This is a genomic window from Enterococcus xiangfangensis (assembly GCF_005405365.1).
Lineage (GTDB): Bacteria > Bacillota > Bacilli > Lactobacillales > Enterococcaceae > Enterococcus_A > Enterococcus_A xiangfangensis.
Window position 1 is genome coordinate 177,478 of sequence record NZ_BJDX01000006.1, and the last position, 26,167, is coordinate 203,644.

The 26,167-nt window shown below is 41.2% G+C and carries 23 protein-coding genes; 21 read left to right on the forward strand and 2 right to left on the reverse strand.

The window, feature by feature from the left end:
* The first annotated feature begins 289 nt into the window (after positions 1-289).
* From rsgA to FFM68_RS09075, 8 genes are all read left to right on the forward strand, one after another.
* The gene (gene rsgA, locus FFM68_RS09040; RefSeq protein WP_137619012.1) at positions 290-1,168 is read left to right on the forward strand and encodes a ribosome small subunit-dependent GTPase A; all 879 of its coding nucleotides are present in this window, start codon (positions 290-292) and stop codon (positions 1,166-1,168) included.
* 147 nt (positions 1,169-1,315) lie between these two features.
* Entirely contained in the window at positions 1,316-1,966 is a 651-nt protein-coding gene (gene rpe / locus FFM68_RS09045; protein ID WP_137619013.1) for a ribulose-phosphate 3-epimerase, read from the forward strand.
* Positions 1,966-2,604 carry a thiamine diphosphokinase gene (locus FFM68_RS09050; protein ID WP_137619014.1) on the forward strand — a complete coding sequence of 213 codons (639 nt, stop codon included), beginning with the start codon at positions 1,966-1,968 and terminating at the stop codon, positions 2,602-2,604. The genes rpe and FFM68_RS09050 overlap by 1 nt, the downstream gene beginning before the upstream one ends.
* A 157-nt stretch (positions 2,605-2,761) precedes the next feature.
* A complete protein-coding gene (gene mreC / locus FFM68_RS09055; RefSeq protein ID WP_137619015.1) occupies positions 2,762-3,622 on the forward strand; it encodes a rod shape-determining protein MreC in 861 nt (286 codons plus the stop codon).
* On the forward strand, positions 3,619-4,143 hold the full coding sequence (gene mreD / locus FFM68_RS09060) for a rod shape-determining protein MreD (protein ID WP_137619016.1): 525 nt from the start codon (positions 3,619-3,621) through the stop codon (positions 4,141-4,143). The genes mreC and mreD overlap by 4 nt, the downstream gene beginning before the upstream one ends.
* Positions 4,144-4,344: 201 nt before the next feature.
* Positions 4,345-5,781 carry a C40 family peptidase gene (locus FFM68_RS09065; RefSeq protein ID WP_137619017.1) on the forward strand — a complete coding sequence of 479 codons (1,437 nt, stop codon included), beginning with the start codon at positions 4,345-4,347 and terminating at the stop codon, positions 5,779-5,781.
* Between the two features lie 60 nt (positions 5,782-5,841).
* Entirely contained in the window at positions 5,842-6,345 is a 504-nt protein-coding gene (locus FFM68_RS09070) for a VanZ family protein (protein ID WP_137619018.1), read from the forward strand.
* Between the two features lie 74 nt (positions 6,346-6,419).
* Positions 6,420-7,139 carry a YebC/PmpR family DNA-binding transcriptional regulator gene (locus FFM68_RS09075; protein ID WP_137619019.1) on the forward strand — a complete coding sequence of 240 codons (720 nt, stop codon included), beginning with the start codon at positions 6,420-6,422 and terminating at the stop codon, positions 7,137-7,139.
* A gap of 130 nt (positions 7,140-7,269) precedes the next feature.
* On the opposite strand, the gene FFM68_RS09080 is transcribed toward FFM68_RS09075, so the two are convergent.
* Positions 7,270-8,676: a L,D-transpeptidase family protein gene (locus tag FFM68_RS09080; RefSeq protein ID WP_137619020.1), complete on the reverse strand. Its 1,407-nt coding sequence runs from the start codon at positions 8,674-8,676 to the stop codon at positions 7,270-7,272.
* Between the two features lie 194 nt (positions 8,677-8,870).
* A complete protein-coding gene (locus FFM68_RS09085; protein WP_137619021.1) occupies positions 8,871-9,851 on the reverse strand; it encodes an L-lactate dehydrogenase in 981 nt (326 codons plus the stop codon).
* Between the two features lie 360 nt (positions 9,852-10,211).
* Between FFM68_RS09085 and pth the strand changes: the two genes are divergently transcribed.
* The 13 genes from pth to lysS all read left to right on the forward strand — a co-directional run bounded on the left by pth (position 10,212) and on the right by lysS (position 25,711).
* Positions 10,212-10,769 carry an aminoacyl-tRNA hydrolase gene (gene pth, locus FFM68_RS09090; RefSeq protein ID WP_137619038.1) on the forward strand — a complete coding sequence of 186 codons (558 nt, stop codon included), beginning with the start codon at positions 10,212-10,214 and terminating at the stop codon, positions 10,767-10,769.
* Positions 10,770-10,858: 89 nt separating this feature from the next.
* On the forward strand, positions 10,859-14,371 hold the full coding sequence (gene mfd, locus FFM68_RS09095) for a transcription-repair coupling factor (protein ID WP_137619022.1): 3,513 nt from the start codon (positions 10,859-10,861) through the stop codon (positions 14,369-14,371).
* 39 nt (positions 14,372-14,410) lie between these two features.
* On the forward strand, positions 14,411-15,970 hold the full coding sequence (locus FFM68_RS09100) for a putative polysaccharide biosynthesis protein (RefSeq protein ID WP_137619039.1): 1,560 nt from the start codon (positions 14,411-14,413) through the stop codon (positions 15,968-15,970).
* Between the two features lie 3 nt (positions 15,971-15,973).
* Positions 15,974-16,243 carry an RNA-binding S4 domain-containing protein gene (locus tag FFM68_RS09105; protein ID WP_137619023.1) on the forward strand — a complete coding sequence of 90 codons (270 nt, stop codon included), beginning with the start codon at positions 15,974-15,976 and terminating at the stop codon, positions 16,241-16,243.
* A gap of 74 nt (positions 16,244-16,317) precedes the next feature.
* Positions 16,318-16,749 (forward strand): FtsB family cell division protein, encoded by a 432-nt coding sequence (locus FFM68_RS09110; RefSeq protein ID WP_137619024.1) that lies wholly within the window; start codon positions 16,318-16,320, stop codon positions 16,747-16,749.
* 49 nt (positions 16,750-16,798) lie between these two features.
* Positions 16,799-17,245, forward strand: coding sequence for a S1 domain-containing RNA-binding protein (locus FFM68_RS09115; RefSeq protein ID WP_137619025.1), 447 nt, complete (start codon positions 16,799-16,801; stop codon positions 17,243-17,245).
* Between the two features lie 64 nt (positions 17,246-17,309).
* Positions 17,310-18,644 carry a tRNA lysidine(34) synthetase TilS gene (gene tilS, locus FFM68_RS09120; RefSeq protein WP_137619026.1) on the forward strand — a complete coding sequence of 445 codons (1,335 nt, stop codon included), beginning with the start codon at positions 17,310-17,312 and terminating at the stop codon, positions 18,642-18,644.
* A gap of 13 nt (positions 18,645-18,657) precedes the next feature.
* Complete coding sequence (hpt, locus tag FFM68_RS09125; protein ID WP_137619027.1) at positions 18,658-19,203, forward strand: hypoxanthine phosphoribosyltransferase; 546 nt, start codon at positions 18,658-18,660, stop codon at positions 19,201-19,203.
* A gap of 96 nt (positions 19,204-19,299) precedes the next feature.
* Positions 19,300-21,351, forward strand: a complete 2,052-nt coding sequence (ftsH, locus tag FFM68_RS09130; RefSeq protein WP_137619028.1) for an ATP-dependent zinc metalloprotease FtsH — start codon at positions 19,300-19,302, stop codon at positions 21,349-21,351.
* Positions 21,352-21,410: 59 nt separating this feature from the next.
* Positions 21,411-21,929 (forward strand): GNAT family N-acetyltransferase, encoded by a 519-nt coding sequence (locus tag FFM68_RS09135; RefSeq protein ID WP_137619029.1) that lies wholly within the window; start codon positions 21,411-21,413, stop codon positions 21,927-21,929.
* A 303-nt stretch (positions 21,930-22,232) separates the two neighbouring features.
* Positions 22,233-23,117, forward strand: coding sequence for an Hsp33 family molecular chaperone HslO (hslO, locus tag FFM68_RS09140; protein ID WP_137619030.1), 885 nt, complete (start codon positions 22,233-22,235; stop codon positions 23,115-23,117).
* Positions 23,118-23,119: 2 nt separating this feature from the next.
* Positions 23,120-24,127: a tRNA dihydrouridine synthase DusB gene (gene dusB / locus FFM68_RS09145; RefSeq protein WP_137619031.1), complete on the forward strand. Its 1,008-nt coding sequence runs from the start codon at positions 23,120-23,122 to the stop codon at positions 24,125-24,127.
* 120 nt (positions 24,128-24,247) lie between these two features.
* The gene (gene lysS, locus FFM68_RS09150; RefSeq protein ID WP_137619040.1) at positions 24,248-25,711 is read left to right on the forward strand and encodes a lysine--tRNA ligase; all 1,464 of its coding nucleotides are present in this window, start codon (positions 24,248-24,250) and stop codon (positions 25,709-25,711) included.
* Positions 25,712-26,167: the final 456 nt, after the last annotated feature.

A 26,167-nucleotide genomic window follows, 5' to 3' on the forward strand; every position in this document is an offset into this window, starting at 1 on the left:
AAGAATCAGTCAAAATTTTCGTAAACTATTTTTCAAATTTTCGTGAAATTTCGCCTGATTTCTAAAGGTGCTTCTAGAACACCAGCTAGTTTGAAAAAGGGAGTATGACAAAATTTTTGTCATACTCCCTTTTTAGGTTATTTGTACTGTAATTGTTTTTGAAGTATGCTACAATGAAAGTAAAATTCAAAAGGACGAATGGATCAAAGGATCGTGCCTTTATGTGTGAAGTTTTCAGTAGACAATTTGGAGTGATTTTTCGTTTGGAAAGAATTCCTACAAAAAGGAGATGAGCCGGATCAAAGGACAGATTCGTAAAGCCCTTAGCGGTTTTTATTATGTTGCTAGTGAAGGAAAAAGTTATCAGACACGTGCCCGAGGAAATTTTCGTAAAAAGAAACTGACCCCTCTAGTTGGCGATGAAGTGATTTTCAGCAGTGAGGAAAATAGTGAAGGGTATATTCTTGAACTATTGCCGCGAAAAAATGACTTGGTGCGTCCACCGGTCGCAAACGTGGATCAAGGGGTAGTCGTGACCAGTTTGGTTGAACCTAATTTGTCATATAACTTGTTGGATCGTTTTTTAGTTACGCTAGAAAATAAAAATATTCACCCCATCATCTATTTGTCAAAAACTGATTTAGTAGCCGATCAAAAGCTGGTGGAGGAAATTCGTTCGGTTTATGAACCTTTAGGTTATCCCGTGATCGACGGGGAACAAGACAAACAGAAACTGACGGATCTGTTTGCGGATAAATTGACAGTTTTTATGGGACAATCTGGAGCTGGAAAATCGACGTTGTTAAATGACGTCTCGCCGGGATTGGATCTGAAAACGGGAGAGATCTCCGATTCATTAGGTCGAGGACGCCATACTACACGGCATGTAGAACTGTTGGAGCTGTTTGGTGGATTGGTAGCGGATACTCCAGGGTTCAGCTCGATCGATTTTTTGACGATTTCTGTTGAAGAACTGCCTAAAGAATTTCCTGAATTTCGCGCGGCGGCTGGAGCTTGTCGGTTTCGAGAATGCCGTCATGTAAAAGAACCCGGCTGTGCCGTAAAACAGCAGCTGGAAGAAGGCAAGATCGCTCAAACCCGTTACGATAATTACTTGCAATTTTTGCAGGAAATCGAAAAGCGCCGTCCAATTTATAAAAAGAAATAAGCATGAGACATGCGCGTTTGTTTAAGAATCAAAGACATTTGCTGATGTCTTTTTTGACTCAGCAGAGTATGTAGAACAAAAAAATCGACTTATTTTTTCCAAAAGGAGAAATAAAAATACATGAAACTAAATGGAGGAGTAAAAACAATGAAAATTGCCCCATCAATTTTAAGTGCTGATTTTGCACGGTTAGGCGAAGAAGTAAAAATGGTTGAAGAAGCAGGTGTCGATTATATCCACGTGGATGTGATGGATGGAAATTTTGTACCGAATATTTCTTTTGGTCAAGTTGTCGTGAGCGCATTGCGTCCGGTAACTAAATTACCATTAGATGTTCATTTGATGATCGCCAATCCAGAAAATTATATCAATGATTTTGCTAAGGCTGGAGCAGACATCATCATGGCTCATGTGGAAGCAACACCGCATATTCATCGAGTAATCCAAATGATTAAGGCGGCTGGTGTGAAGCCGGGTGTAGTATTGAATCCAGGGACACCGGTAGATGCAATCAAATATGTTTTAGCTGATGTCGATCAAATCTTAGTGATGACGGTCAATCCAGGATTTGGTGGTCAATCATTCATCGAGAGTCAAGTCGAAAAAATTGCAGAATTAGATCGTCTGCGTAAAGAACACGGTTATCACTATGAGATCGAAGTTGACGGCGGAATCCAACCAGAATCAGCTAAAAAATGTGCTGCAGCTGGAGCAGATGTTTTCGTCGCCGGTTCATATATTTATGACGCAGAGAATCCACAAGAAAAAATCAATGCTTTGCGAGCAGCAATCGATTAATGCAGATTTTACTTGTTGCAGGTGGTGACCCTAGTCACTGGCCTGATCTATCAACGGAGTTCGATCAAGTCATCGGGATTGACCGCGGCAGTCTATTTCTTTTGCGTCGAGGAATCGTGCCGAATTTAGCGATTGGAGATTTTGATTCGCTGAATGAAGCGGAAAAAAATGAAGTTTTCAGCCAAGTTGCTGAAGTACTGACTTCGCCTGCTGAAAAGGATGATACCGATACGCAATTAGCATTAGTCACGGCCTTTGAACGATTTCCTAAAGCAGAAGTTACGTTGATCGGGGCAACCGGCGGACGTTTGGATCATCTGCTGGCCAATTTATGGCTAGGAGTTGAACCGCGCTTTTTGCCTTTTGCAGCGCAGATTCAGATCGCAGATCAAGGAAATAGAGTGAGTTATCTGCTGCCGGGAAATCATCAGATCATTAAAGCGCCTCATATGAACTATTTAGCTTTTTGCTGTTTGACACCGGTAAAAAAATTAACACTGAAGAATGTGAAATATGAACTTTCTGAAGTCGATTTTTTGCAACCGACTAGTTTAGCCAGCAATGAGTTTTTAACAGGCACTGCTGAGGTCAGCTTTTCTGATGGCATCATTGCAGTGATCCAAAGCAGAGATGTTTAAAAGAGCAGCAGAATCGTTTTTTTGAAGCGAATCTGCTGCTCTTTTTTGTTTCTGACTGTGAGATCCTAAAATTCTCTAAAATCAATCGCCCATCCTTTTTAATCCCTGCATTTAGTGGTAAAATTTAATCTATATTATAGCGTTCAGAGGTGCCTAAGTGAGAAAGTCTAATCCAAATAAGAATATCATTATCATATTAATTGTTGCTATCATTGTAGTAACGACGATCTCGATTACTGCAGCAAGTCGTGCAAGAGATAGCAAGACAAATATTGTTCAATCAGCTGTGAATGACACAATCAGCGTAGTTGATAAAGTAATTACTGCACCTGGACGTTGGCTTAATAATGGTGTCCAATCGATTTCCAATTTACTCAACACTTACGAGGAAAATCAGAAATTAAAAAATGAAGTCGATCAATACGACGAAGTGAAACAGCAAACAAAAAATCAGGCGCAAGAGATCGAACGTTTGAAAGACGAACTTGAATTGAATCAAACATTGACGAGCTATGAAAAAGTTACTGCTAATGTGATTACTCGTTCCCCAGATACGTGGCAAGATATGCTGATCGTAGATAAAGGCAGCAGTGATGGTGTGGAAGGAAACATGGCAGTCATGTCTAAGAAAGGCTTGATTGGGCGTGTGATGGAAGTGAATGCTCATTCTTCCAAAATTCAATTATTGACTTCTGATAACAAAAGCAGCAATCATTTTCCAGTGAAGATAAGTTCAGCCAGCGGCAATTCTTTTGGCGTTTTAAACAAATACGATGTCAAAGCACAGCAATTGATCGCATCAGAGATCACAGGTGAACAAGATATCAAAGAAGGCGATATCGTCCAAACTTCTGGTCTTGGCGGAAACTCACCGGCAGATCTTTCGGTTGGGACGGTTATTAAAGTAAAACCAGATAGTTACGGCTTAAATCGTGAAGTATACATTAAACCGTATGCGCAGATGTATGATATTTCAGTTGTAACGATCATCCAAAGAATGGTAGGAGCAACGGAATGATCAGACGGACAACTTTAAAAAAAATCACACCAGTTCTATTGTTTCTATTATTTTTGTTCGATGCACACGTGACACAGCTAGCGACAAATTTGATGAATAATACGTATGTTGCCAATGCTCATTTAGCGCTGTTAGTGTTATTGATCGTTTCTCGGGTCGTCAACGAGCGATTTTTATTAGGGACTGCATTAGTTTTAGGAATCTTATACGACTTGTATTATATTGGGGTCGTCGGGATCTATGCAGTGATTTTCCCGTTGCTAGTTATGTTGTTTTATCTTTTTAGAAAAACCATTCAGCAAAATATTTTGACACTATTTTTTACGATCATCATCAGTGTGACGCTGTTTGAATCAATCAGTTTATTGCTCCAGACGATTTTTGGATTGACTGGAATCAGCAGCGATTTTTTTGTTCCGCGTTATTTAGGACCAACCTTGCTGTTCAATATTTTAATATTTGTAATTCTGATCTTCCCATTAGAAAAGATACTGATCGGACCAGAAGAGCTTGAAGCATAAGAAAATTGAATAATAAAAAAACAGAAGAGCAGATCTTCTGTTTTTTTGTTGGGATCTGTAACTTAGGAAAAGTAAAATGAAATATTTTTGTAACAAAGCTATTATATAGATGACATACAGCTATGGTAAACTCATAAATGTGTTAGAAAAAAGTCTAATAAAATTCTAAAATAAAAGATTAAGTAGTCGGAGGACATAAGAGTGAAAAAAAGTTTGTTATCAGCATTAATGGTATGTTCAGTAACATTAAGCGCATTAGCAGCTCCAGCCGCAGCTTCTGCCGATGAATTTGATAGTAAAATCGCTGACCAAGATGCAAAAATTTCAAGTTTACAAAACCAACAAACAGATGCACAATCACAAATCAGTGCACTAGAAGGCGAAGTCGCTTCAATCAATGACAAAGCACAAGGTTTGTTAAACGAACAAGCATCATTAAAACAAAAATCACAAGAATTACAAAAACAAATCGAAACACTGCAAAAACGGATTGAAAAACGTTCAGCGGCGATTAAAGAGCAAGCGCGCGACGTTCAAGTAAAACAATCGTCAACGAATGTTATCGATGTTGTATTAAATGCTGAATCGTTCAGTGATGCTGTTGGCCGTGTTCAAGCGATGTCAACAATCGTTAAAGCAAATAATGACCTAGTAGAGCAACAAAAAGCGGACAAAGCAGAAGTTGAACAAAAACAAACTGAAAATCAAAAACAACAAGAACAAATCACTGCAAACCAAGCTGCCTTAGAAAGCCAAAAAGGCGAATTGATTACAAAACAAGCAGATTTGAATGTTCAAACAACGACTTTAGCAGCTGAACAAGCAACTGCTGAAAATGAAAAAGCAAGCTTGAAAGAAAAACAAGAAGCTGCAATCAAAGAACAAGAACGTATCCAAGAAGAAGCTCGCAAAGCTGCGGAAGCTCAAGCAGCAGCTGAAAAAGCTGAAGCAGATGCACAAGCAGAAGCTGATCGTAAAGCGCAAGAAGAAGCAGCAAATGCTTCAACTGAAAGTACTTCAACAGAAGAAAGCACAACAGTCGAATCTTCTACTGAAGTTTCAGCAACAGAAAGTACGACAGTTGAATCTTCTACTGAATCTTCAAGCGAACAACAAACACAACCAAGTACAACTGAACCTTCTTCAACAGAAACATCTAGCGAAGAAGCAACACCAGCAACACCAGTTGATAATGGAAACTCAAGCAGCAACCAAGGTTCAACTGAAAATCAAACACCAGCAACACCGACTCCTGCAACACCATCACCAGCTCCAGCACCATCTGGAAATGGTTCATCAGTAGTTGCAGAGGCTATGAAATATATCGGTACACCATATGTATGGGGTGGAAAAACACCATCAGGATTTGACTGCTCTGGTTTTACTTCATATGTTTTCCGTCAAGCGACTGGCCGTGAAATTGGTGGCTGGACTGTTCCTCAAGAATCAGCAGGAACACAAATCTCAGTTGACCAAGCGCAAGCTGGCGATTTATACTTCTGGGGTTCTCCTGGCGGCACATATCACGTAGCAATCGCAATGGGCGGCGGACAATACATCCACGCGCCACAACCAGGCGAAACAGTTACAGTAAGTTCTGTAAGCTACTTCGCACCAAGTTTTGCGGTTCGTATGTAATTCAATTTATCAATCATGACCGGTACGAATTTCGTACCGGTTTTTTTTATGGAGGAAATCATGCGGAAACAATTGAAAAATGGTAATTTTTATTTAGCACTGGCTGGCTTGATGATGCTCATTTTATTCATCAGTTCTTCGATGACTTACCAGCAACAGAGCCAAGTCTCATTGATCCAAAAATATTTGGCTCATGAGCCGTTAAAAGAGACGCTGAACCGGATTTCCTTTGATTATGCTGGCAGTGAAATCAGTCTTTCAGCAACTGGCTACGATAAATTTATTGAATTCTTTATTCGTAAGGCAGCTCATTTCATGACGTATTTTGTTTTAGGAGGCAGCTTATACTTAGGATTATCGCCAAAATTGAAACAAAAGTCATCGGTCTTAAGTCTGTTTTTTGCTTGGCTAGCAGCAACGGGGTATGCGGCGATCGATGAATTTCACCAAATGTTGACTGGAGGAAGGACACCGTTGTTCCAAGATGTCATGCTAGATGCTAGTGGTGCGCTGACAGCGTGTGTTCTTATTTTGATGTATCAAATGATTCGGAAAAAACGGTGATTGGCTTATTCTTGACGAAAAAGTGTTTCAGGCGAACAATAATAGAGATCAAAAAGTAATTGGAGGAATGAACCATGTCAGGACATAGCAAATGGCACAATATTCAAGGGCGTAAAAATGCTCAAGATGCGAAGAGAGGGAAAATTTTTCAAAAAATATCGCGAGAAATTTATATGGCCGCTAAAGCTGGAGGTCCTGATCTGAGTACGAACCCTGCATTGCGCTTAGTGATCGATAAAGCCAAGTCAGCGAATATGCCGAATGATAATGTTGATCGTGCTATTAAAAAAGCAACTTCAGCAGGCGAAGGTGAACATTACGATGAAATCACTTATGAAGGCTATGGACCTGGTGGTGTAGCGATCTTAGTCCACACGCTTACAGATAACCGCAATCGAACAGCAACCAATGTACGCGTAGCATTTAATCGTAATGGCGGTAATTTGGGTGAGACTGGCTCAGTGAATTATTTGTTCGATCGTAAAGGCTATATCGCAATCGAGCGTGAAGGATTGTCGGTAGATGAGGATACGTTGTTTGAAGATGTATTAGAGGCTGGTGCAGAAGACATGGAGATTCTGCCGGAAGTTTTTGAGATTTACACCGCTCCAGAAGACTTTGTTCGTGTTCGTGATCAATTAGAGAATAACTTTACTTTAGCCCAGGCTGAGCTTACGATGGTGCCTCAGACGACGATTCAATTGAATCAAGAGCAGCAAGAAAAGCTGGATCGGTTAGTTGAACGATTAGAAGAAGACGATGATGTTTCAGAAGTGTTTACTTCGGCCGAATAAACACATTTTTGGTTGGGCAAGAAATGTTGTCTGAATCAGCTATCCGTGATAAAAAGTGAGAATAAAAAACGTTCCGCAGAAGATAATTTCATCTTCTGCGGAACGTTTTTGGTTAACTGTTGCAACAATTTTAAAAGACTAGTACGGGCGTACCGACTTCAACTGTATTGTAGAGTTTCGCCATTACGTCTGGTGGTGTATTTACACAGCCGTGAGAACCGCGAGTCTTCCAAAGGTCACCGCCGTATGCCGGTTGCCAATCAGAATCATGAATACCAACGCCGGTCCAATCGATTGGCATCCAGTATTTGACTGGACTTGCGTAATCAGAACCGTCATCGTTTTGGCCTTTTAATGTTTTGTTTGTTTCTTTTGACCAAACATAGTCAACCCCAGCTGGAGTTGCTGAACTTGGTTTGCCGCTGACGATATCCGTTTCGATAGCTACTTTGCCATCTTTGTAATACCACATGTGTTGATTTTCTAAATCAACTTCAATGTAAGTTTTATCGATCAAAGCTTTATCCGCCGTTGTTGCTCCGGTAACGATTGGTGAACGAGTGAAGTCTTTACCAGCTAAAATTTGTTCAGTTAATGCTGCGACTTCAGATGCTGTGTTGATCGTCCAGCTGTAAGTGCCAGATGGAACAGAAACTTTGCCGCGACGGGTACTGTTGAATTCAGTTGGGTTTGAACTAGTGTTGTATTTTTCACCTAGACTAGTAACATAAGCAGTTACTTTTGCTTGGTCTAGTGACATCGTCCCATTGTCATCGATCAACCAAGTGTTGATCGATGAAGTAGGAATTTGGAATTCTTTGCCATTGATGCTGTAAGTAGCTTTTATTTTTGCGACAGCATTCATTTTATCCATAGTTTTTTTCAACGTTGCATCATCTTTAGTGATGGTTGGTTTCGCAAGATAATTATCAAAATCAATGTTTTGCTTGCCGGTTTTAGCAGCTTCTTTGAACGCAGTTACAGCAGCGTCGACATCGATCGTTGTTCCTTGTTTTTCAGGAGTAATCTCAAACCCGTTATCGGTCCGAGTGACTTTGGCATTTTCTGTAGCCGTTCGATTGGTGTTTGCTTGGGTTAGTTCTGCTCGTACGGCTTCGCCGATAGCATCCAATTTAGTTTCATCTAAGGTATTGCCGTCGACATCTTTTGTGTCAGCTGCAGAAACTAACTGCATTCCCCAGCTAAATGGATTTTGTTTTTTCTGCACGGCTTTTAGACCCGGCAGATAATCATTTTGCCAACCTAAGTCTGCACGATTGATTTCTTTCCAATTTTTATTATCTATTTTGATCAAAAAAGGAGAATCTTTCAGCTCACGAGTGATTTTGCGGTTCGCTTCACTGATCGTCAAATTATTGATCTTTACGCCATTGACGACTGTATTGGGAAGGAACCGTTTTGCATAATATGTACTGCGGAGGGCGTATCCGCCAATTAAAGCTACCAATAAAACTAAAACAACAATCACACCGATATGTGTTTTGTTATGAGAATTTCTTCTTTCGTTTCTTGTCATCGAAATAACTCCTCATCGTTTTTCTCTTGGTCTTTATCAATTGTCAAAGCAATTTAAATAATAGCCACTGATAAAATGATATACCGAATACAAATATACCACAGAACAGATAAATTACGAATATTCTGCTTTAGATTATAATAAATATTAAAAAAAACGCAAAGAATCTTCACATTCTTTGCGTTTAAAATAATTTATTTTCCTTCAGCTTCAAGATCAGCGAAAGCTTGTTCCATTACTTCTTTAAGTTCTTTAGCAGAAGCATCCATACGGTCTTTTTCAGCATCAGTTAATGGGATTTCGATGATGTTTTGGATCCCTTTGGCATTAACAACTGCTGGAGCACCGATGTAGATATCGTTTTGTCCATATTGACCTTCTAAATAAACAGACAATGGGAATACGGCACTTTCATCGTTTAAGATAGCACGAGTGATACGAGCTAAAGCAACGGCGATACCATAGAAAGTTGCGCCTTTTTTCTCGATGATTTCGTAAGCCGCGTCACGTACACCGAAGAATAAGTTTACTAATGCTTCTTCATCAACTTCTGGATTATCTTTGACCCATTCATAAATTTGTAAGCCGGCAACATTTGCATGTGACCAAACTGGGAATTCTGAGTCGCCGTGTTCGCCTAAGATATAAGCATGGACGTTACGTGCATCAACGTCAACTAATTCAGCGATTGCTTGGCGGAAACGAGCAGTATCTAAAGAAGTACCTGAACCGATTACGCGTTCTTTAGGGAAGCCTGAGAATTTCCAAGTAGAATAAGTCAAGATATCTACAGGGTTGGCAGCTACTAAGAAGATGCCGTCGAAACCTGAAGCAACAACTTGTTCTACGATACTTTTGTTGATGCGTAAGTTTTTACCAACAAGATCCAAACGAGTTTCGCCTGGTTTTTGTGGAGCGCCAGCTGTGATGACAACAAGGTCAGCATCGTGACAGTCTTCGTAAGTTGCAGAATAAATTTTCTTAGGTGAAGTAAAGGCTAATGCATGTGATAAGTCAATTGCATCTCCTTGTGTACGGTTGGAATCGATATCGATAATTCCGATTTCTTGAGCGATATTTTGATTGACAAGAGCGAAGGCATAACTTGAACCTACTGCGCCGTCTCCGATTAACATTACTTTTTGATGGGTTTTACTCGCTGCTGTTGCAGTCATGTGTACCAATCCCTTCTTTTATTTGTTTTCCAGAGGAATGATACCATTAATTAATGAAACTTGTCACGTATTTTACTCATTAATAATACAGTTATTTTTGCTGTTTCAAAAGAAAACGCTTCATGTGTTAATAGCTCAAGAGACTGCTGTCATAAACTTTTTTCAAAAATAACAGAATTTTAAAGATGACTTAAAGTGTTGAAAACGGTCACTACAGATAAGTTTGTGTTATACTGTGTAAAGAAAATTTTGGACTGGGTAGTCATTTGACTATCCAGCATTTTGTCATGCAACTGAGCGATGAGGATGTCGTCATTCTTATTAGACAGTATCTATTTAAAAGAACGAGGCGAAAGTAAAATGAAAATGATCGTAGGACTGGGCAATCCAGGAAAAAAATATGAAAATACAAAGCACAATGTCGGCTTTATGGTCGTTGACCGATTAGCAACTGAGCACGGAGCAGTATTCAAAAAAAATACTTTCGAAGCGGAAGTAGCAGATTATTTTGAGAACGGTGAGAAAATATTATTGGTAAAACCAATGACATTTATGAACGAATCTGGTCGGGCAGTCGGACCTTTAATGACTTATTTTGGTGTCGAACTAGAAGAATTAGTAGTGATCGCGGACGATCTAGATATGGAACTTGGTAAACTGCGATTAAGACAAAAAGGCAGTGCCGGCGGACACAATGGATTGAAAAGTATTATCGCGCATATCGGTACCCAAGAGTTCAATCGAATCAAGATCGGTATCGGCCGTTCCAATGGAAAGACGGTCGTTAATCATGTGCTGAGTCCATTCAGCAAAGAAGAAGCGACTACGATTGGAGTAAGTGTTGCTCGCGCTGCTGATGCAGTCGATGATTTTGTGGCAGAAAATGAGTTCAGCAAAACGATGAATCGGTTTAATTAAAACGACAAAGGACTAAACAGGAATAAGATAGACAGACAGTAGTATATTATAGGATGTGTACAGTAAAGGAATCGATTAAGGAGTAAAAAATGAATTTGATTGAATTTATGAATCAGTTGCCGTTAGTGAAAGCTTGGCAAGCGGATTTAGAGCAAAAAGCAAAACGCCAACTGCTGCTCGGACTTTCTGGTTCGGCAAAAGCATTAGTGATGGCGGCAACGCATCAAGCGAGTCAAAAACAAACAGTAGTAGTCGTGCCGAATCTCTACTATAGTAATCAACTAGCAGAGGAATTAAGACAGATCGTTGATGATGTACATCTATTTCCAGTAGATGAAGTCCTTTCAGCTGAAATGGCTTTTGCGTCACCGGAAGCCCGGGCGGAACGCGTGTCGACACTGCAAGCCTTATCTCAAGGCGAAAAAGGGCTGTACGTTGTCCCCATCGCTGCGTTGCGTAAGTATTTGCCGACGCCGGAGACGTGGCAAGCCAATCAATTGCATTGGCAGATCGGCAGTGAAGTCGATTTAGAACATTTAGCTCAGCGTTTAGTTCTGATGGGATACGAACGGCAGACGATGGTGGGAAAACCTGGTGAATTCAGTATGCGCGGCAGTATTGTCGATATCTATCCGCTAACGACGGAGTATCCCGTTCGGATAGAGTTATTTGACGTGGAGATCGATTCGCTGCGCTATTTTGAACCAGAGACCCAACGATCGGTGAAAAATTTAACAGAAGTTTGGATCACACCAACGACCGATTTAGTTTTTTCGGCGGAAGATTTGACACAAGGCGCGCAGAAAGTAAATCAGCTGTTGCAAAACCGGCTGGCAGTCACAAAAGAAAAAGCCGATTATAATTTTTTAAATGATTATTTTGGTCAATTGATCGCTTCTTGGGAAGATGGAATCCCTACCGAGCAGGCTAAATATTATACGGATCTGTTGTATGGGAAAAAAGTTTCGTTATTGGATCATTTTGCGAAAGATGCGTTGCTGTTTGTCGATGATTACCCTCGTATGATGGAGACCCATCGCGAAATGGAACGTGAAGAAGCCGAGTGGCACACGCAAAAAATTGAAGAGCTGCGCGTTTTTTCTGAACAGACTTTCGGGATGAATGGTCATGATTTGATCAAAAAAACAAAACTTGTCGCAAGTTTCTTCTCATTGTTCCAAAAAGGCATGGGAAATCTACGGTTTGAAGCAATCCATAATTTTCAATATCGTTCGATGCAGCAGTTTTTCGGGCAGATTCCGTTGCTGAAAACCGAAGTAGATCGTTGGCAAAAACAAGCTCAAACGGTTTTGTTTTTGGTATCTGATCAAGAACGACAAGAGAAACTGACGCAGGAATTTCAAGATGTTGGGATCAAAGCCGTTCAAACAACGCCTGATCAATTGTTAGCAGGACAGACTCAGATTGTTACAGGAAGTTTGACAAACGGATTTGAGTTGCCGCAAGATAAATTAGTCGTAGTAACTGAGCGGGAGATTTTCCAAAAAGTTACAAAAAAACGGGCGCGGCGTCAAACAATCTCTAATGCTGAACGTCTGAAGAGTTACAATGAATTAAAGCCTGGAGATTATGTCGTCCATGCCAACCATGGGATTGGGAAGTATATCGGGATGGAGACGATCGAGATTGATGGTGTTCATCAAGACTATATGTCGATTTTATATCAAAAAGACGATAAACTATTTATCCCAGTGACTCAGCTAAATCTTATTCAAAAATATGTTTCATCTGAAGCGAAACCACCAAAAGTTAATAAATTAGGCGGCAGTGAATGGTCTAAGACGAAAAGTAAAGTCTCGAAAAAAATTGAAGACATCGCTGATGACTTGATCGAGCTCTACGCCAAGCGCGAGGCAGAACGTGGGTATGCATTTGGTCCGGATGATGAATACCAAAAAGAATTTGAAGATGCCTTTCCTTACAGTGAGACCGATGACCAGCTGCGCAGTACGGCTGAAATCAAACATGATATGGAAAAGGCTCGTCCGATGGATCGCTTATTAGTCGGCGATGTTGGTTTTGGTAAGACAGAAGTTGCGTTGCGCGCAGCTTTTAAAGCAATCAAAGAAAATAAACAAGTCGCCTTTTTAGTTCCAACGACGATCTTAGCGCAGCAGCATTTGGAGACAATGACCGAACGTTTCGAGAATTTCCCAGTAAACATCGCGATGCTGAGCCGTTTTCGTACGAAGAAGCAGCAAAATGAAACAATCGAACAAATCCGTACAGGGCAAGTCGATATCGTAGTCGGAACACATCGGTTGTTATCAAAAGATCTGCAGTTTGCCGACTTAGGCTTATTAGTGATTGACGAAGAGCAACGTTTTGGTGTAAAACACAAGGAACGGTTGAAACAATTACGTTCACAAGTAGACGTGCTGACGTTGACGGCGACTCCGATTCCGCGGACGTTGCACATGTCGATGCTAGGCGTCCGCGATCTTTCGGTGATCGAAACACCACCGGAAAACCGTTATCCAATCCAAACGTATGTCATGGAAACAAATCCCGGTGCGATTCGTGAAGCAATCGAACGTGAAATGGCGCGGGGAGGCCAAGCTTTTTATCTTTATAATCGAGTAGAGACGATTGAGCGAAAAGTTGAAGAGCTACAAATGCTGGTGCCAGATGCCAAGATCGGTTTTGCTCATGGTCAAATGACGGAAGTTCAATTGGAAAACACGCTGATGGATTTTATCGATGGTCAGTATGACATTTTAGTTACAACAACGATCATTGAAACTGGTGTAGACATTCCAAATGTAAATACGTTGTTTGTTGAAAATGCTGATTATATGGGACTGTCGACATTGTATCAATTACGTGGTCGAGTGGGTCGAAGCAATCGAATTGCTTATGCTTATTTCATGTATGAACCGCAAAAGATTTTGAATGAAGTCAGCGAAAAACGGCTGCAGGCAATTAAAGACTTTACTGAACTTGGATCTGGTTTTAAAATTGCGATGCGCGATTTGTCTATTCGTGGTGCGGGAAATCTTTTAGGCGCGCAGCAACATGGCTTTATCGATGCCGTCGGGTTTGATATGTATTCTCAAATGTTGTCTGAAGCAGTCGATCGCAAGCAAGGGAAGAATACTCAGATTGAACGTACTTCAGTAGAAATCAATTTAGGAATCGACGCGTATATCCCTGGGGAATACATCGAAGACGAACGTCAAAAAATTGAAATCTATAAACGGATCCGCGAGTTGGAAAGCACGGAGATGCTGGATGAAGTTGAGGCAGATTTGGTTGACCGCTTTGGCGATTATCCCGATGAAGTTGCCAACTTGCTGAATGTTGGTCAGATCAAGATGGATGGCGATCGTGCGCTAGTTGAAAGTATCCAAAAACGTCAACAGCAAGTGATTTTTACCTTGAGTAAGGTGGGAACTAAAGCTTATAAAGTGGAACAATTGTTTGAAGCGCTGGGCGCAACGAAAATGAAAGCGACGTTAGGCGTTGAAAAAGAAAAGATGGTCATTAAATTAATGATCGCAAAAACGATGGACGAAGCTGTTTGGCTGCGAGAAATCAGTTTGTTCGTTCGGGCGTTGCGGAAACAAAAATACAAAGAATAGGTGGTGGAGGCACTGGCGAATAAAGAAATGCGGGTCATGATGCAGGGTGCCTTCGTTTTAACTGCAGCATCTTTTGCAGCGAAACTACTAAGTGCGGTCTATCGAGTCCCTTATCAAAACTTTGCCGGCGATGAAGGTTTTTACGTCTACCAGCAAGTCTATCCAATTTATGGAATTGCCATGACCTTGGCGTTGTCGGGGCTGCCGCAGTTTATTTCAAAATATACGGCAGAACAGAAAGAACCAAGAGAGCAACGGCAGGCATTGCAAGAACTGTTTCCACTGATCGGCGGGTTTGGTTTAATTTTGTGGGCGCTGTGCTTCTTTTCGGCACAACCTTTGGCAGTCTGGATGGGAGATGAGCAGTTACGACCGTTGATCCGCATCGTGTCGTTTACTTTTTTGCTCATGCCGTTTCTAGCGATTACGCGCGGAGAATTTCAAGGGAAATTACTGATGGTTCCTACTGCGGTCTCACAAGTAGTGGAGCAATTGCTTCGTGTTGGAGTGATTATAAGCGCGGCTTGGTCGTTCAAACAGTTCGGTTGGGACGTTTATCATACTGGGACTGTTGCGATGTCCGGTGCTTTGATCGGCGGGATAGCGGCAGTTTTTGTTCTACGATATTATCGGCAAAAAATTTTGGGGACAAAGCTTGCTTATCAGCCGCCTAAACTAGGGGCTGATACACGCACGTTAGGAAAACGGTTGGTCCTTGAAGGCGGCTTGATGACGGTTTACAGCGGTTTGCTAATCTTGTTTCAATTAATCGATTCTTTCACTGTCAAAAAAGCGCTGGTCGATTTTGGCTTAAACGAACACGGTGCAAAACTAGCGAAAGGGGTCTATGATCGTGGACAGCCGCTAGTTCAACTGGGATTGGTCGTAGCTTTGGCGCTGAGTTCAAGTTTCTTGCCGCTGTTGACTCGTTATTTGGTGACACGGGATCGCGACAAGTTTATCAAGACGAGTCAGATTTTTTTACGGCTGACTTGTACGATCGGCGCGGCGGCTTCTGTCGGTTTGGCCTTGTTACTGCCTTATGTAAATTACGCCTTGTTCAAAGATTATAAAGGCAATGAAACACTGGTTTTGTTCGTCTTTGCGATTTTTCTGATGGCACTGATTCAGGCGTATCAAAGTATCGCCCAAAGTCAAAATAAATACCGTCCTTCACTGCAGGCAGCAGGAATCGGTTTATTGTTAAAAATAGTGACGACGTTCCCATTGACTAAGCAACTGGGTACGATTGGTGCTAGTTTGTCTACATTGCTGGGGCTTGTTGCAGCGTTGGTCGTTTTACATTATGCTGGCGATCACAAAACGCGTGCTTACTATAAACAGCGTCATTTTACAGGCAAACTTTTTATCTGTTTAATGGGTATGATCTTCGTACTCTTATGTTATTATGGCAGTATCAGTATTCTGTTTGGGATGGTACAAAAAAGAAGTGGGGCATTAGCGGCGGCTGTCTTGGGTGTATTACTTGGAGGAAGCGTTTTTTTAAGCTTAGCGATTCGAGTACGCTTATTGACGATTCGCGAATGGCTGATGTTGCCATTTGGCAGTAAATTATTGAGAATTGGAAAAAGGAGATAATTCATGCGATTAGATAAATTTTTAAAAATTTCACGGATCATCAAACGCCGGACGGTGGCAAAAGAAGTGGCCGACAAAGGTCGGATCCAAGTGAATGGAAAACTAGCTAAATCTTCGACCGATATAAAAATCGGCGATGAGCTGCGGATTCAATTTGGAAATAAGGTTTTGACGATTGCAGTAGAAGAACTGCATGAATCAACTAAAAAAGAGGACGCGGCTAAAATGTATCGAATCATAGAAGAGACGCGAGTGGAAAATAACGGGAATTAAGGACAATTCAAATAGACAATTATATCCTGAATTGATATAATAGTAAAGAATTTCAGGGTAAGGAGCGAGCGATAATGAATGAACACGAGACGCAAAAAATTGCTTCATTAGATACACCATATGCAAAAGAGCAATATCGTAAATTTCAAAAACAGCACCGTCAATTGATTTTTAAGCGTCGACGTTTAGCTGCTTTATTTGCTGTTGCCGCTTTCGTTGCTATTGTCATGGGTGTTCAAATCTTTAACGAACAGCGTCATTTAAGCGAATTGAACGAGATCAAGACCAAAACGATCGCAGAATCTGCTGAAGTAGATGATCGCGTGGTCGGCTTGAAACAAGACGTGAAATTGTTGAAAGATGATGATTATGTGACAAAGCTGGCCCGCAGTCGTTTCTATTATTCAAAGGATAATGAATTGATTTTTGTTTTACCCGATTCAGCAACTGCGTCGAATAAAGACAAACAAGCTGATGAAGTTGTAAAGTCCGAAACTGCTGAGTAATCACAGTTTTAAAATAAATTGGAAAAAAATTAGGAGGAACGTTTTTTTTATGTCAATCGAAGTAGGAGCTAAGCTGCAAGGAAAAGTATCAGGGATCACCAATTTCGGTGCCTTTATTGACTTGGGAGAAGGTAAAACGGGCTTAGTCCATATCAGTGAAATATCTAATGGTTTCGTCAAAGACATTCACGATGTGCTAACTGTCGGGGATGAAGTAACGGTAAAAGTGACTACAGTCGGAGATGACGGCAAAGTAGGTCTTTCGATCCGCAAGGCACAAGATCAACCACAACCAGAAAAGAAACCTTTCAAACGTGAGTTTCGTGATAACAATCGTCCGAAACCAACTGCTAAGGGCAAACCCCAAAATAATAGCGGCAAACAAGACTTCGATTCATTGATGAGTTCCTTTTTAAAGGATAGCGATGATCGTTTGTCATCGATCAAACGCAATACTGAAGGAAAACGTGGAGGCCGGGGCGGTCGCCGTAGTTAATACAGCAAAGCTGAAATTCTTATAGGATTTCAGCTTTTTTAAATACAAGAATAAGGAGTTTCCCATGGAACAAGTATTTTTCCAAGATAACCCTGAATTACTGACGAAAAAGAAACTTTTGTTGGCAGTCTCTACCGGGGTCGATTCGATGGTTTTGCTGCACTTATTAGAACAGCAAAATATCCAAATCGGTGTAGTCCACGTAGACCATCAATTGCGTCCAGAATCAAAAAAAGAAGCGGCTTTTTTACAAAACTATTGCCGCAACCATCAGCTGCCATTTTATTTAAAGGTCTGGGAACAGCCAGCCAAAGAAAATATTGAAGCGGAAGCCCGAAAGTTGCGCTATGCTTTTTTTGAAAAAATCATGGTACAGGAAAACTATGAGCTGCTTTTAACAGCTCATCACGGCGATGACCAGTTGGAGACACTTTTGATGCGCTTAGTGCGGGGGGGTTCGCTGATTGGTCATAGCGGAATCGCTCGGCAACAATCATTTGGCGCCGGGAGCTTACTGCGGCCGCTATTGTCATTTTCAAAGGAAGAGATTTATGCGTATGCAAAAAAAGAACAGCTGACTTATTTTGAAGATGCGACGAATGCTTCAGCTGCCTATTTTCGCAATCGAATCCGCCAAAATGTCGTTCCCGGGCTCAAAAAAGAAAATCCGCAAATTTTATTGCATGCTCAGCAGTTTCATCAACAATTGACTTGGGCGGATCAGTTGATTGCGCAGTCGCTAAAAGAAAATTTAAGAAAAGTTGTATTTGATGGACGCCGCTGGTTCTTCACCGAAGAAACATTGCCGGAAAATCCAGGGGCTCGTTATTATTTTCTTGCAGCCTTTTTTCAACAAGCAGCTCCGCAAACGAAATTCGCAGTCTCTCAAAAGCAGTTATTTTCATTGCTGGAGCAACTTCAGCGAACAAGCAGCCAGTGGGCGGTAGACCTTGGCGAGGATTGGCAATTTATCCGTCGCTATCAGCGTTTTTATTTGGAATTAAAGGCTTCAGCGGATAAAGGAGTCTTTCATTTAACAGAAAATGAGCAGATTTTATTGCCTAATGCTGCCTCAATCAGCTTGCGGAAAAGTGATGTACCTGCAAAAAAAAATGGGTATCAAGTTCCGTTGCCGTTAACGATTAAATTACCGTTGACTGTTCGAAAACGAGCAGCCGGCGATCGAATTGCCTTGAGTAAAACACTGACGAAACGAATCGGTCGTTATTTTATTGATCGTAAAATCCCGACCGATGCACGAGAGGACGCTTGGGTGGTTACAGATGCTACAGGTGAGGTCGTCGCGCTGTTACCTTTTGTCAATTCCTATTTGAGTATTGCAACTGAAACTGATAGAATACACTACATACTTGACTACGCGCTTCAAGTAGCGAAATGAAAGGAGTTTCTATATGCTAGCAAAAGATATTGAAAAAATCTTGATCACTAGAGAAGATATTCAAAAACGCTGTGTCGAATTAGGCCTACAATTAACTGCCGATTATACTGATAAAAATCCATTAGTGGTTGGTATTTTAAAAGGAGCCGTTCCTTTTATGGCAGACATCGTTCGTGAAATCGATGCCCATTTAGAATTGGACTTCATGGATGTTTCAAGTTACGGCAACCAAATGGTCTCTTCTGGTGAAGTAAAAATCATTAAAGACTTAGATACAAATGTTGAGGGCCGCGACTTATTGATCGTGGAAGATATCATCGATAGTGGACGTACATTAGGTTACTTAGTTGATTTGTTCAAATATCGTAAAGCACGATCAGTGAAAATAGTCACATTGTTAGATAAACCAGAAGGTCGTGTGGTAGATATCCATGCTGATTATGTTGGTTTTGATGTGCCGAATGAATTCGTTGTCGGCTACGGATTAGATTACGCTGAAGCCTACCGCAACCTGCCATACGTGGGCGTATTAAAGCCTGAAATTTATCAATCAAATTAGTGACCGAAAAAATCACAGTGTGATATACTTAAAAGGTCAAAATTGATAAAACTTTTTTAACAAGCTAATAAGCTAACAAGCACGAGGAGGACCTAGATGAATAAGAACAACAAGGGAGCAAAAAATGCTCTCTATTATATCCTCGTCATTTTAGCGATGGTTATGGTTGTTTATTTCCTTTTTGGGGATAACAAATCAGCTTCGCCAGATGTCGAGTATTCAACCTTTACTGAACAAATGCAAGACGGCAAGATCAAAAATGTGAAGATCCAGCCTTCCAGCGGTATTTACAAAATCACTGGTGAGTATAAAGAAAAGCAAGAAGTTGCGAATTCTGGCGGATTGAGCATTATTGGATCAACGGATTCAAAAACGACTCATTTTACAACGATCATTTTGCCTAATGATTCAACACTGAGCCAAGTTACTGATCTAGCCAAAGATAATAATGTCAAAACAGAGATCCAAGAAGAATCAAGCAGCGGTATGTGGGTCACATTATTGATCAGCTTCCTACCGATCTTGATCATGGTTTTCTTCTTCTATATGATGATCGGCCAACAAGGCGGCGGTGGCGGTGGAAACGGCCGTGTCATGAACTTTGGGAAATCAAAGGCTAAAGAAGCCGATAAAAAAGCCAACCGCGTGCGCTTTTCTGATGTAGCCGGTGCGGAAGAAGAAAAACAAGAATTAGTTGAAGTCGTGGAATTTTTAAAAGATCCACGTCGTTTCGTTGAATTAGGTGCTCGTATCCCAGCTGGCGTTTTACTAGAGGGACCTCCCGGAACTGGTAAAACATTGCTTGCAAAAGCTGTAGCTGGTGAAGCCGGCGTACCGTTTTATTCAATCTCAGGTTCAGATTTCGTGGAAATGTTTGTTGGGGTCGGAGCTTCTCGTGTCCGTGACTTATTCGAAACAGCCAAGAAAAATGCACCAGCGATCATCTTCATTGATGAAATCGATGCAGTCGGTCGTCAACGTGGCGCCGGTATGGGCGGCGGTCATGATGAACGTGAACAAACGTTGAACCAATTGCTTGTTGAGATGGATGGTTTTGATGGGAATGAAGGCGTGATTGTTGTTGCTGCAACGAACCGTTCAGATGTATTAGACCCAGCTTTATTACGTCCAGGTCGTTTTGACCGTCAAATTTTAGTTGGTCGTCCAGACGTCAAAGGTCGTGAAGCAATCCTGAGAGTCCACGCTCGGAACAAACCGTTGGCAGACGATGTTGATTTGAAAGTCGTTGCGCAACAAACACCAGGTTTTGCCGGTGCGGATTTAGAAAATGTCTTGAATGAAGCGGCATTAGTTGCTGCTCGTCGTAACAAGAAAAAAATCGATGCTTCTGACGTGGATGAAGCAGAAGACCGTGTGATTGCGGGACCTGCGAAAAAAGACCGTGTCATCAGCAAACACGAACGTGAAATGGTTGCTTACCACGAAGCAGGTCATACGATCATTGGTATGGTCTTGAACCGTGCACGGGTAGTACACAAAGTAACGATCATTCCGCGGGGACGTGCTGGCGGATACATGATCGCATTACCAAAAGAAGATCAAATGTTGATGTCAAAAGATGATATGTTTGAACAAATCGTTGGTTTGTTAGGCGGACGTACTGCTGAAGAAATCGTCTTTAATGCACAAACAACTGGCGCTTCAAATGACTTCGAACAAGCAACTGGCTTGGCTCGTAGCATGGTGACTGAATACGGAATGAGCGACAAGCTTGGTCCCGTTCAATACGAAGGAAACCATCAAGTCTTTGTCGGCCGCGACTACGGTCAAACCAAAGCTTACTCTGAACAAGTGGCTTTTGAAATCGACCAAGAAGTGCGCAATATCTTGATGCAAGCACATGAAAAAGCTCGTGAAATCATCGAGACACATCGTGAGCAGCATAAATTGATCGCTGAAAAATTGTTGGAATTCGAAACATTGGATGCCAAAGCAATCAAATCATTGTTTGAAACAGGTCAAATGCCTGGAGGCAAAGACAGCCTTTATCCAAGTGAAAAAGCTCAAGCACAAACTTTTGAAGAAGCAAAACGCGCTTTGGAAGAAAAAGATGCTGAGAAACAAGCAGAGGATAAAGAAGACAAAGATTCGATCGAACCAGATAATACAAGCGACAACCAAGAATAAAAAAGCGGCATGTCTTCGGGCATGTCGTTTCTTTTCATTAAAATTAAGGAGGAATAACTATGAAAGGGCAGATTTATCCATGCGGCCTCGAGGATTTAACCCAATTACAAAAAATCAGCATCGAGACTTTTCGTGACACTTTTGCGGCTGAAAATGATCCAGCCGATTTGAATGACTACTTAGTCGACGCTTATGCGTTAGAAAAATTAGAACGGGAGTTGCGTAATCCTGATTCCCGCTTTTTCTTTCTCTATTTGAATGATCAGCTTGCCGGTTATTTGAAATTGAATGTCGGCAAGGCGCAGACCGAGCTGGCAGACAAAGATGGATTGGAGATCGAACGGATCTATATCCGCAAGGCTTTTAAACGACAAGGGCTCGGCCGACAATTATTGGATTTTGCATTCGAGCTTGCGGTAAAAGAAAAACGTGAACAGATCTGGTTAGGTGTTTGGGAAGAAAACCAGAATGCTCGTCGTTTTTATCAAGCTTTTGGGTTTGAACAAGTCGGTGCCCATGCTTTCTATGTAGGTACAGACAAACAAACCGATCTGATCATGAGAAAGAAACTTTTTTGATTCGCTGCAGAAATAAACCGAGAAAATTTTATTAAACTTTTCTATTATGCTTATACAGAGAAGTTGAAAAAAGTTGAAACACCTAGTATGATGCAATCACGAATAAAAATGCTTCGTTCCATTAGAAACAAACAACCGATCCGGCTTTGCTGTTAGCCAGCAAATGATCAACAAAAATAGCCGGCTTGCTAAGATCTTTTTAAAATAGTAACGGTTGGCGGCAATTGTTAGGCTAGCGGTATCCAGCGTAAGCATCAGAGTTGTTTTAACAAACTAACGACAGAAACAAGAGGAGCAAGATAGATGAGTGATTATTTAGTAAAAGCATTGGCTTACGGCGGCTTTGTTCGTGCCTATGCGGTGAATGCGACCGAAACAATCAGTGAAGCCCAATGCCGCCACGATACGTGGAATACTGCTTCAGCGGCATTAGGACGGACGATGATTGGTGCCTTGATGTTAGGCGCAACGTTAAAAGGTGAAGATAAAATGACCGTAAAAATTGAAGGAGATGGACCGGCTGACGCGATCATTGTCGACAGCAACGGGAAAGGTGAAGTAAAAGGCTACATCAAAAATCCTCATATCAGTTTGCCGTTGAATCAAAGCGGCAAGATTGACGTAAGAGGGGCAGTCGGAACCGCCGGCATGTTCACAGTCATCAAAGATCTGGGATTAAAAGAGCCCTTTTCAGGGCAAACACCAATCGTCTCTGGAGAAATTGGCGAAGACTTTACTTATTATTTGGCTGTTTCAGAACAAATTCCGTCTGCTGTCGGCGTATCTGTTTTAGTTGATACAGATGATTCGATCAAAACAGCTGGTGGTTTCATGATCCAAATCATGCCTGGTGCAAGTGAAGAAATCATCGATCAGATCGAAGAACGCTTGAAGGAGACGACTCGGATCTCGACACTGTTAGATGATGGTCAAACGCCAGAAGAGATCTTACAATCACTTTTAGCGACAACGGATGTAGAGTTTTTAGAAACGTTACCGGTTCAATTCAAGTGTGACTGTTCTAAGGAAAAATTTGCTTCAGCAATCATTACTTTAGGGGCAGACCAGATCCAAGAGTTGATCGATCAAGATCACGGAGCAGAGGCAGTCTGTGCTTTTTGCAACAACAAATATAAGTATAGTGAAGATGATCTTTATGAATTGAAGCAAGAGATTTTGGGGGAATAACAGTGAAACCATTAAATGGTGCATGGAAAATCGGCAATGTAGAAGTACCGAACCGGGTCGTGGTAGCCCCGATGGCTGGGATCACAAATGCTGCTTTTCGTGTAACAGTGAAAGAATTCGGTGCCGGACTGGTGGTCTGTGAAATGATCAGCGACCAAGGTATCCATTTCAGAAATAAAAAAACGTTGGATATGCTGTACATCGATGAACGTGAACATCCTTTGAGCGTCCAAATTTTTGGGGGCAATAAAGATTCATTAGTAGAAGCTGCACGCTTTGTCCAAGAAAATACAGAGGCAGACATCATCGATATCAATATGGGCTGTCCTGTAAATAAAGTTATCAAGGCAGAAGCCGGTGCCAAGTGGCTGCTGGATCCGGATAAAGTTTATGAAATGGTCGAAGCGGTTTCTTCTGCAGTTGACATTCCTGTAACAGTTAAAATGCGGGTTGGTTGGGATGCAGAACATGTTTTTGCGGTGGAAAATGCATTAGCCGCTCAAAGTGCCGGTGCTTCAGCAATTGCGATGCACGGTCGAACACGAGTACAGATGTATGAAGGAAAAGCAGATTGGTCGATCTTAAAACAAGTAGCTGATCACTTGACGATTCCATTTATGGGCAATGGCGATGTTCGAACCCCTGAAGATGCGAAACGAATGATTGAAGAAGTAGGTGCTGACGCGGTGATGATCGGGCGGGCTGCTTTAGGGAATCCTTGGATGATTCATCAAACCCAACATTATTTAGCAACTGGTGAGTTGATTCCTGAGCCTAGTGCTCGAGAAAAAATCGAGACGGCTAAACTGCATTTAGAACGGTTGATTCAATTAAAAGGCGAAAAAGTTGCTTGTCGCGAATTCCGGCAGCATGCTAGTTACTATTTAAAAGGGATCCCGCGTTCAGCGAAAGTCAAAGTTGCCATCAATCAAACAGAAGAAAAGCAAGTTATCTTAGATTTGCTAGATCAACTAGTCGAAAAGACGGAAGCAAGAGAAAAAATTAGCTGATCTTCAAGCCGAATGAGGAATTCGGCTTGATTTTTTGCTTATACATTGGCATTATAAGTAAGAGTAATTACATACTGAGGAGGAACATTCGTGACTGAGGAACAAACGAATTTGATAGAAATGAATGACCAAATGCGTGTTCGACGCGAAAAAATGGAAAACCTTCGTGAAGAAGGAATCGATCCATTTGGCGCACGCTTTGAACGCACGGCCAATTCAAAAGAACTACATGAAACATATGACGCAGATACTAAAGAAGATCTTCATGAAAAACAATTGACCGCAAGCGTAGCTGGTCGAATGATGACAAAACGCGGAAAAGGAAAAGTCGGCTTTGCCCACTTACAAGACCGTGAAGGCCAGATCCAAATCTATGTTCGGAAAGATGAAGTTGGTGAAGAACCATACGCGATCTTCAAAAAAAGTGATTTAGGCGATTTCTTTGGCGTAACTGGAGAAATCATGAAGACAGATACCGGTGAAGTATCTATCAAAGCCAAAGAGATTACACTGTTATCAAAAGCATTGCGACCTCTGCCAGAAAAATATCACGGCTTAACAAACGTCGAACAACGTTACCGTCAACGCTATTTAGATTTGATCAGTAACCGCGAAAGCTTCGAACGTTTCACAAAACGCAGTCAAATCATCAGCCAAATGCGCCGTTACTTAGATGGGTTGGGCTATATCGAAGTAGAAACCCCTGTCTTGCACAATGAAGCTGGCGGTGCGACAGCACGCCCATTTATCACGCATCACAATGCGTTGGATACAGATTTATATTTGCGAATCGCTTTGGAATTACATTTAAAACGCCTGATTGTCGGCGGGATGGAAAAAGTGTATGAGATTGGACGCGTTTTCCGTAATGAAGGAATCGATACCACCCACAACCCTGAATTCACTATGATGGAAGTTTATACAGCATATCAAGATTTTCTAGATGTGATGGACTTAACAGAAGGAATCATCCGCGATGCCGCACAAAACGTATTAGGAGAAACTACACTGTCTTACGATGGTCAATCCATTGATCTAGGCTCTAAATTCAAACGTGTGCACATGGTAGACGCGATTAAAGAACAAACTGGCGTTGATTTTTGGACAGAAATGACGCTCGAAGACGCTCGTGCTTTAGCAAAAGAGCATCATGTTGAAATCAACGATAATATGGAAATCGGTCATATCATCAATGAATTCTTTGAAACGTTTGTTGAAGAGACGCTGCAACAACCTACATTCGTTTATGGTCATCCAGTAGAAGTTTCTCCATTAGCGAAGAAAAATGCCGAAGACGGACGTTTTACGGATCGATTTGAACTATTTATCGTAGGCCGTGAATTTGCTAACGCATTTACTGAATTGAATGATCCAATTGATCAACGAGAACGTTTTGAAGCGCAAGAAAAAGAACGTGAGCAAGGAAATGACGAAGCTCACGGCGTGGACGAAGATTTCTTAGAAGCGTTAGAATACGGGATGCCGCCAACTGGTGGATTAGGAATCGGAATCGATCGTCTAGTTATGTTGTTGACAGATGTTCAATCTATTCGTGATGTACTATTGTTCCCAACTCTACGTTAAAAAATAAAATTTTTACAGACGTTCAGCTGTGCTGAGCGTCTTTTTTTAATTTGGTTGAAAAGATTATTAGAAAATGATGACCTTTACTAAAATAAAAATCCGATTGAAGGTTTTGTGAAAGGGGGATTTTCAATTATCTTTCATGTTATTTGCGAACGATTATGCAAACACTAAAGAACATTGGTCAGTAATGAAAAAAACTTCAAAAAAAATGATATTTTTGATTGACCGAATAAGATTATGTTGGTATATTATTTAATGTTCCAAAGCGAGCGTGTCTCGCTCAGAAAAACTTTGAATTTGTTATTGACAGGTGACTGGTTATCAGTTATTCTAACAAAGTCGCATCAAGCAGTGACAATGATTTGTTTGAAAAAAATTCAAAAAAGTTATTGACATTCACTCAGCAAGCTGTTAAGATATAAAAGTTGCTGAAACAAAGCGACAAACAATGTA

Bases quoted from the DNA above. Each gene is read 5' to 3' on its own strand.
- FFM68_RS09135 (WP_137619029.1), top strand. From the start codon at position 21,411: ATGAAAGGGCAGATTTATCCATGCGGCCTCGAGGATTTAACCCAATTA.
- FFM68_RS09050 (WP_137619014.1), top strand. From the start codon at position 1,966: ATGCAGATTTTACTTGTTGCAGGTGGTGACCCTAGTCACTGGCCTGAT.
- FFM68_RS09075 (WP_137619019.1), top strand. From the start codon at position 6,420: ATGTCAGGACATAGCAAATGGCACAATATTCAAGGGCGTAAAAATGCT.
- hpt (WP_137619027.1), top strand. From the start codon at position 18,658: ATGCTAGCAAAAGATATTGAAAAAATCTTGATCACTAGAGAAGATATT.
- tilS (WP_137619026.1), top strand. From the start codon at position 17,310: ATGGAACAAGTATTTTTCCAAGATAACCCTGAATTACTGACGAAAAAG.
- FFM68_RS09115 (WP_137619025.1), top strand. From the start codon at position 16,799: ATGTCAATCGAAGTAGGAGCTAAGCTGCAAGGAAAAGTATCAGGGATC.
- FFM68_RS09110 (WP_137619024.1), top strand. From the start codon at position 16,318: ATGAATGAACACGAGACGCAAAAAATTGCTTCATTAGATACACCATAT.
- FFM68_RS09080 (WP_137619020.1), bottom strand. From the start codon at position 8,676: ATGACAAGAAACGAAAGAAGAAATTCTCATAACAAAACACATATCGGT.
- mfd (WP_137619022.1), top strand. From the start codon at position 10,859: ATGAATTTGATTGAATTTATGAATCAGTTGCCGTTAGTGAAAGCTTGG.
- pth (WP_137619038.1), top strand. From the start codon at position 10,212: ATGAAAATGATCGTAGGACTGGGCAATCCAGGAAAAAAATATGAAAAT.
- rsgA (WP_137619012.1), top strand. From the start codon at position 290: ATGAGCCGGATCAAAGGACAGATTCGTAAAGCCCTTAGCGGTTTTTAT.
- hslO (WP_137619030.1), top strand. From the start codon at position 22,233: ATGAGTGATTATTTAGTAAAAGCATTGGCTTACGGCGGCTTTGTTCGT.
- rpe (WP_137619013.1), top strand. From the start codon at position 1,316: ATGAAAATTGCCCCATCAATTTTAAGTGCTGATTTTGCACGGTTAGGC.
- FFM68_RS09105 (WP_137619023.1), top strand. From the start codon at position 15,974: ATGCGATTAGATAAATTTTTAAAAATTTCACGGATCATCAAACGCCGG.
- mreD (WP_137619016.1), top strand. From the start codon at position 3,619: ATGATCAGACGGACAACTTTAAAAAAAATCACACCAGTTCTATTGTTT.
- lysS (WP_137619040.1), top strand. From the start codon at position 24,248: ATGAATGACCAAATGCGTGTTCGACGCGAAAAAATGGAAAACCTTCGT.
- FFM68_RS09100 (WP_137619039.1), top strand. From the start codon at position 14,411: ATGCAGGGTGCCTTCGTTTTAACTGCAGCATCTTTTGCAGCGAAACTA.
- ftsH (WP_137619028.1), top strand. From the start codon at position 19,300: ATGAATAAGAACAACAAGGGAGCAAAAAATGCTCTCTATTATATCCTC.
- FFM68_RS09070 (WP_137619018.1), top strand. From the start codon at position 5,842: ATGCGGAAACAATTGAAAAATGGTAATTTTTATTTAGCACTGGCTGGC.
- FFM68_RS09085 (WP_137619021.1), bottom strand. From the start codon at position 9,851: ATGACTGCAACAGCAGCGAGTAAAACCCATCAAAAAGTAATGTTAATC.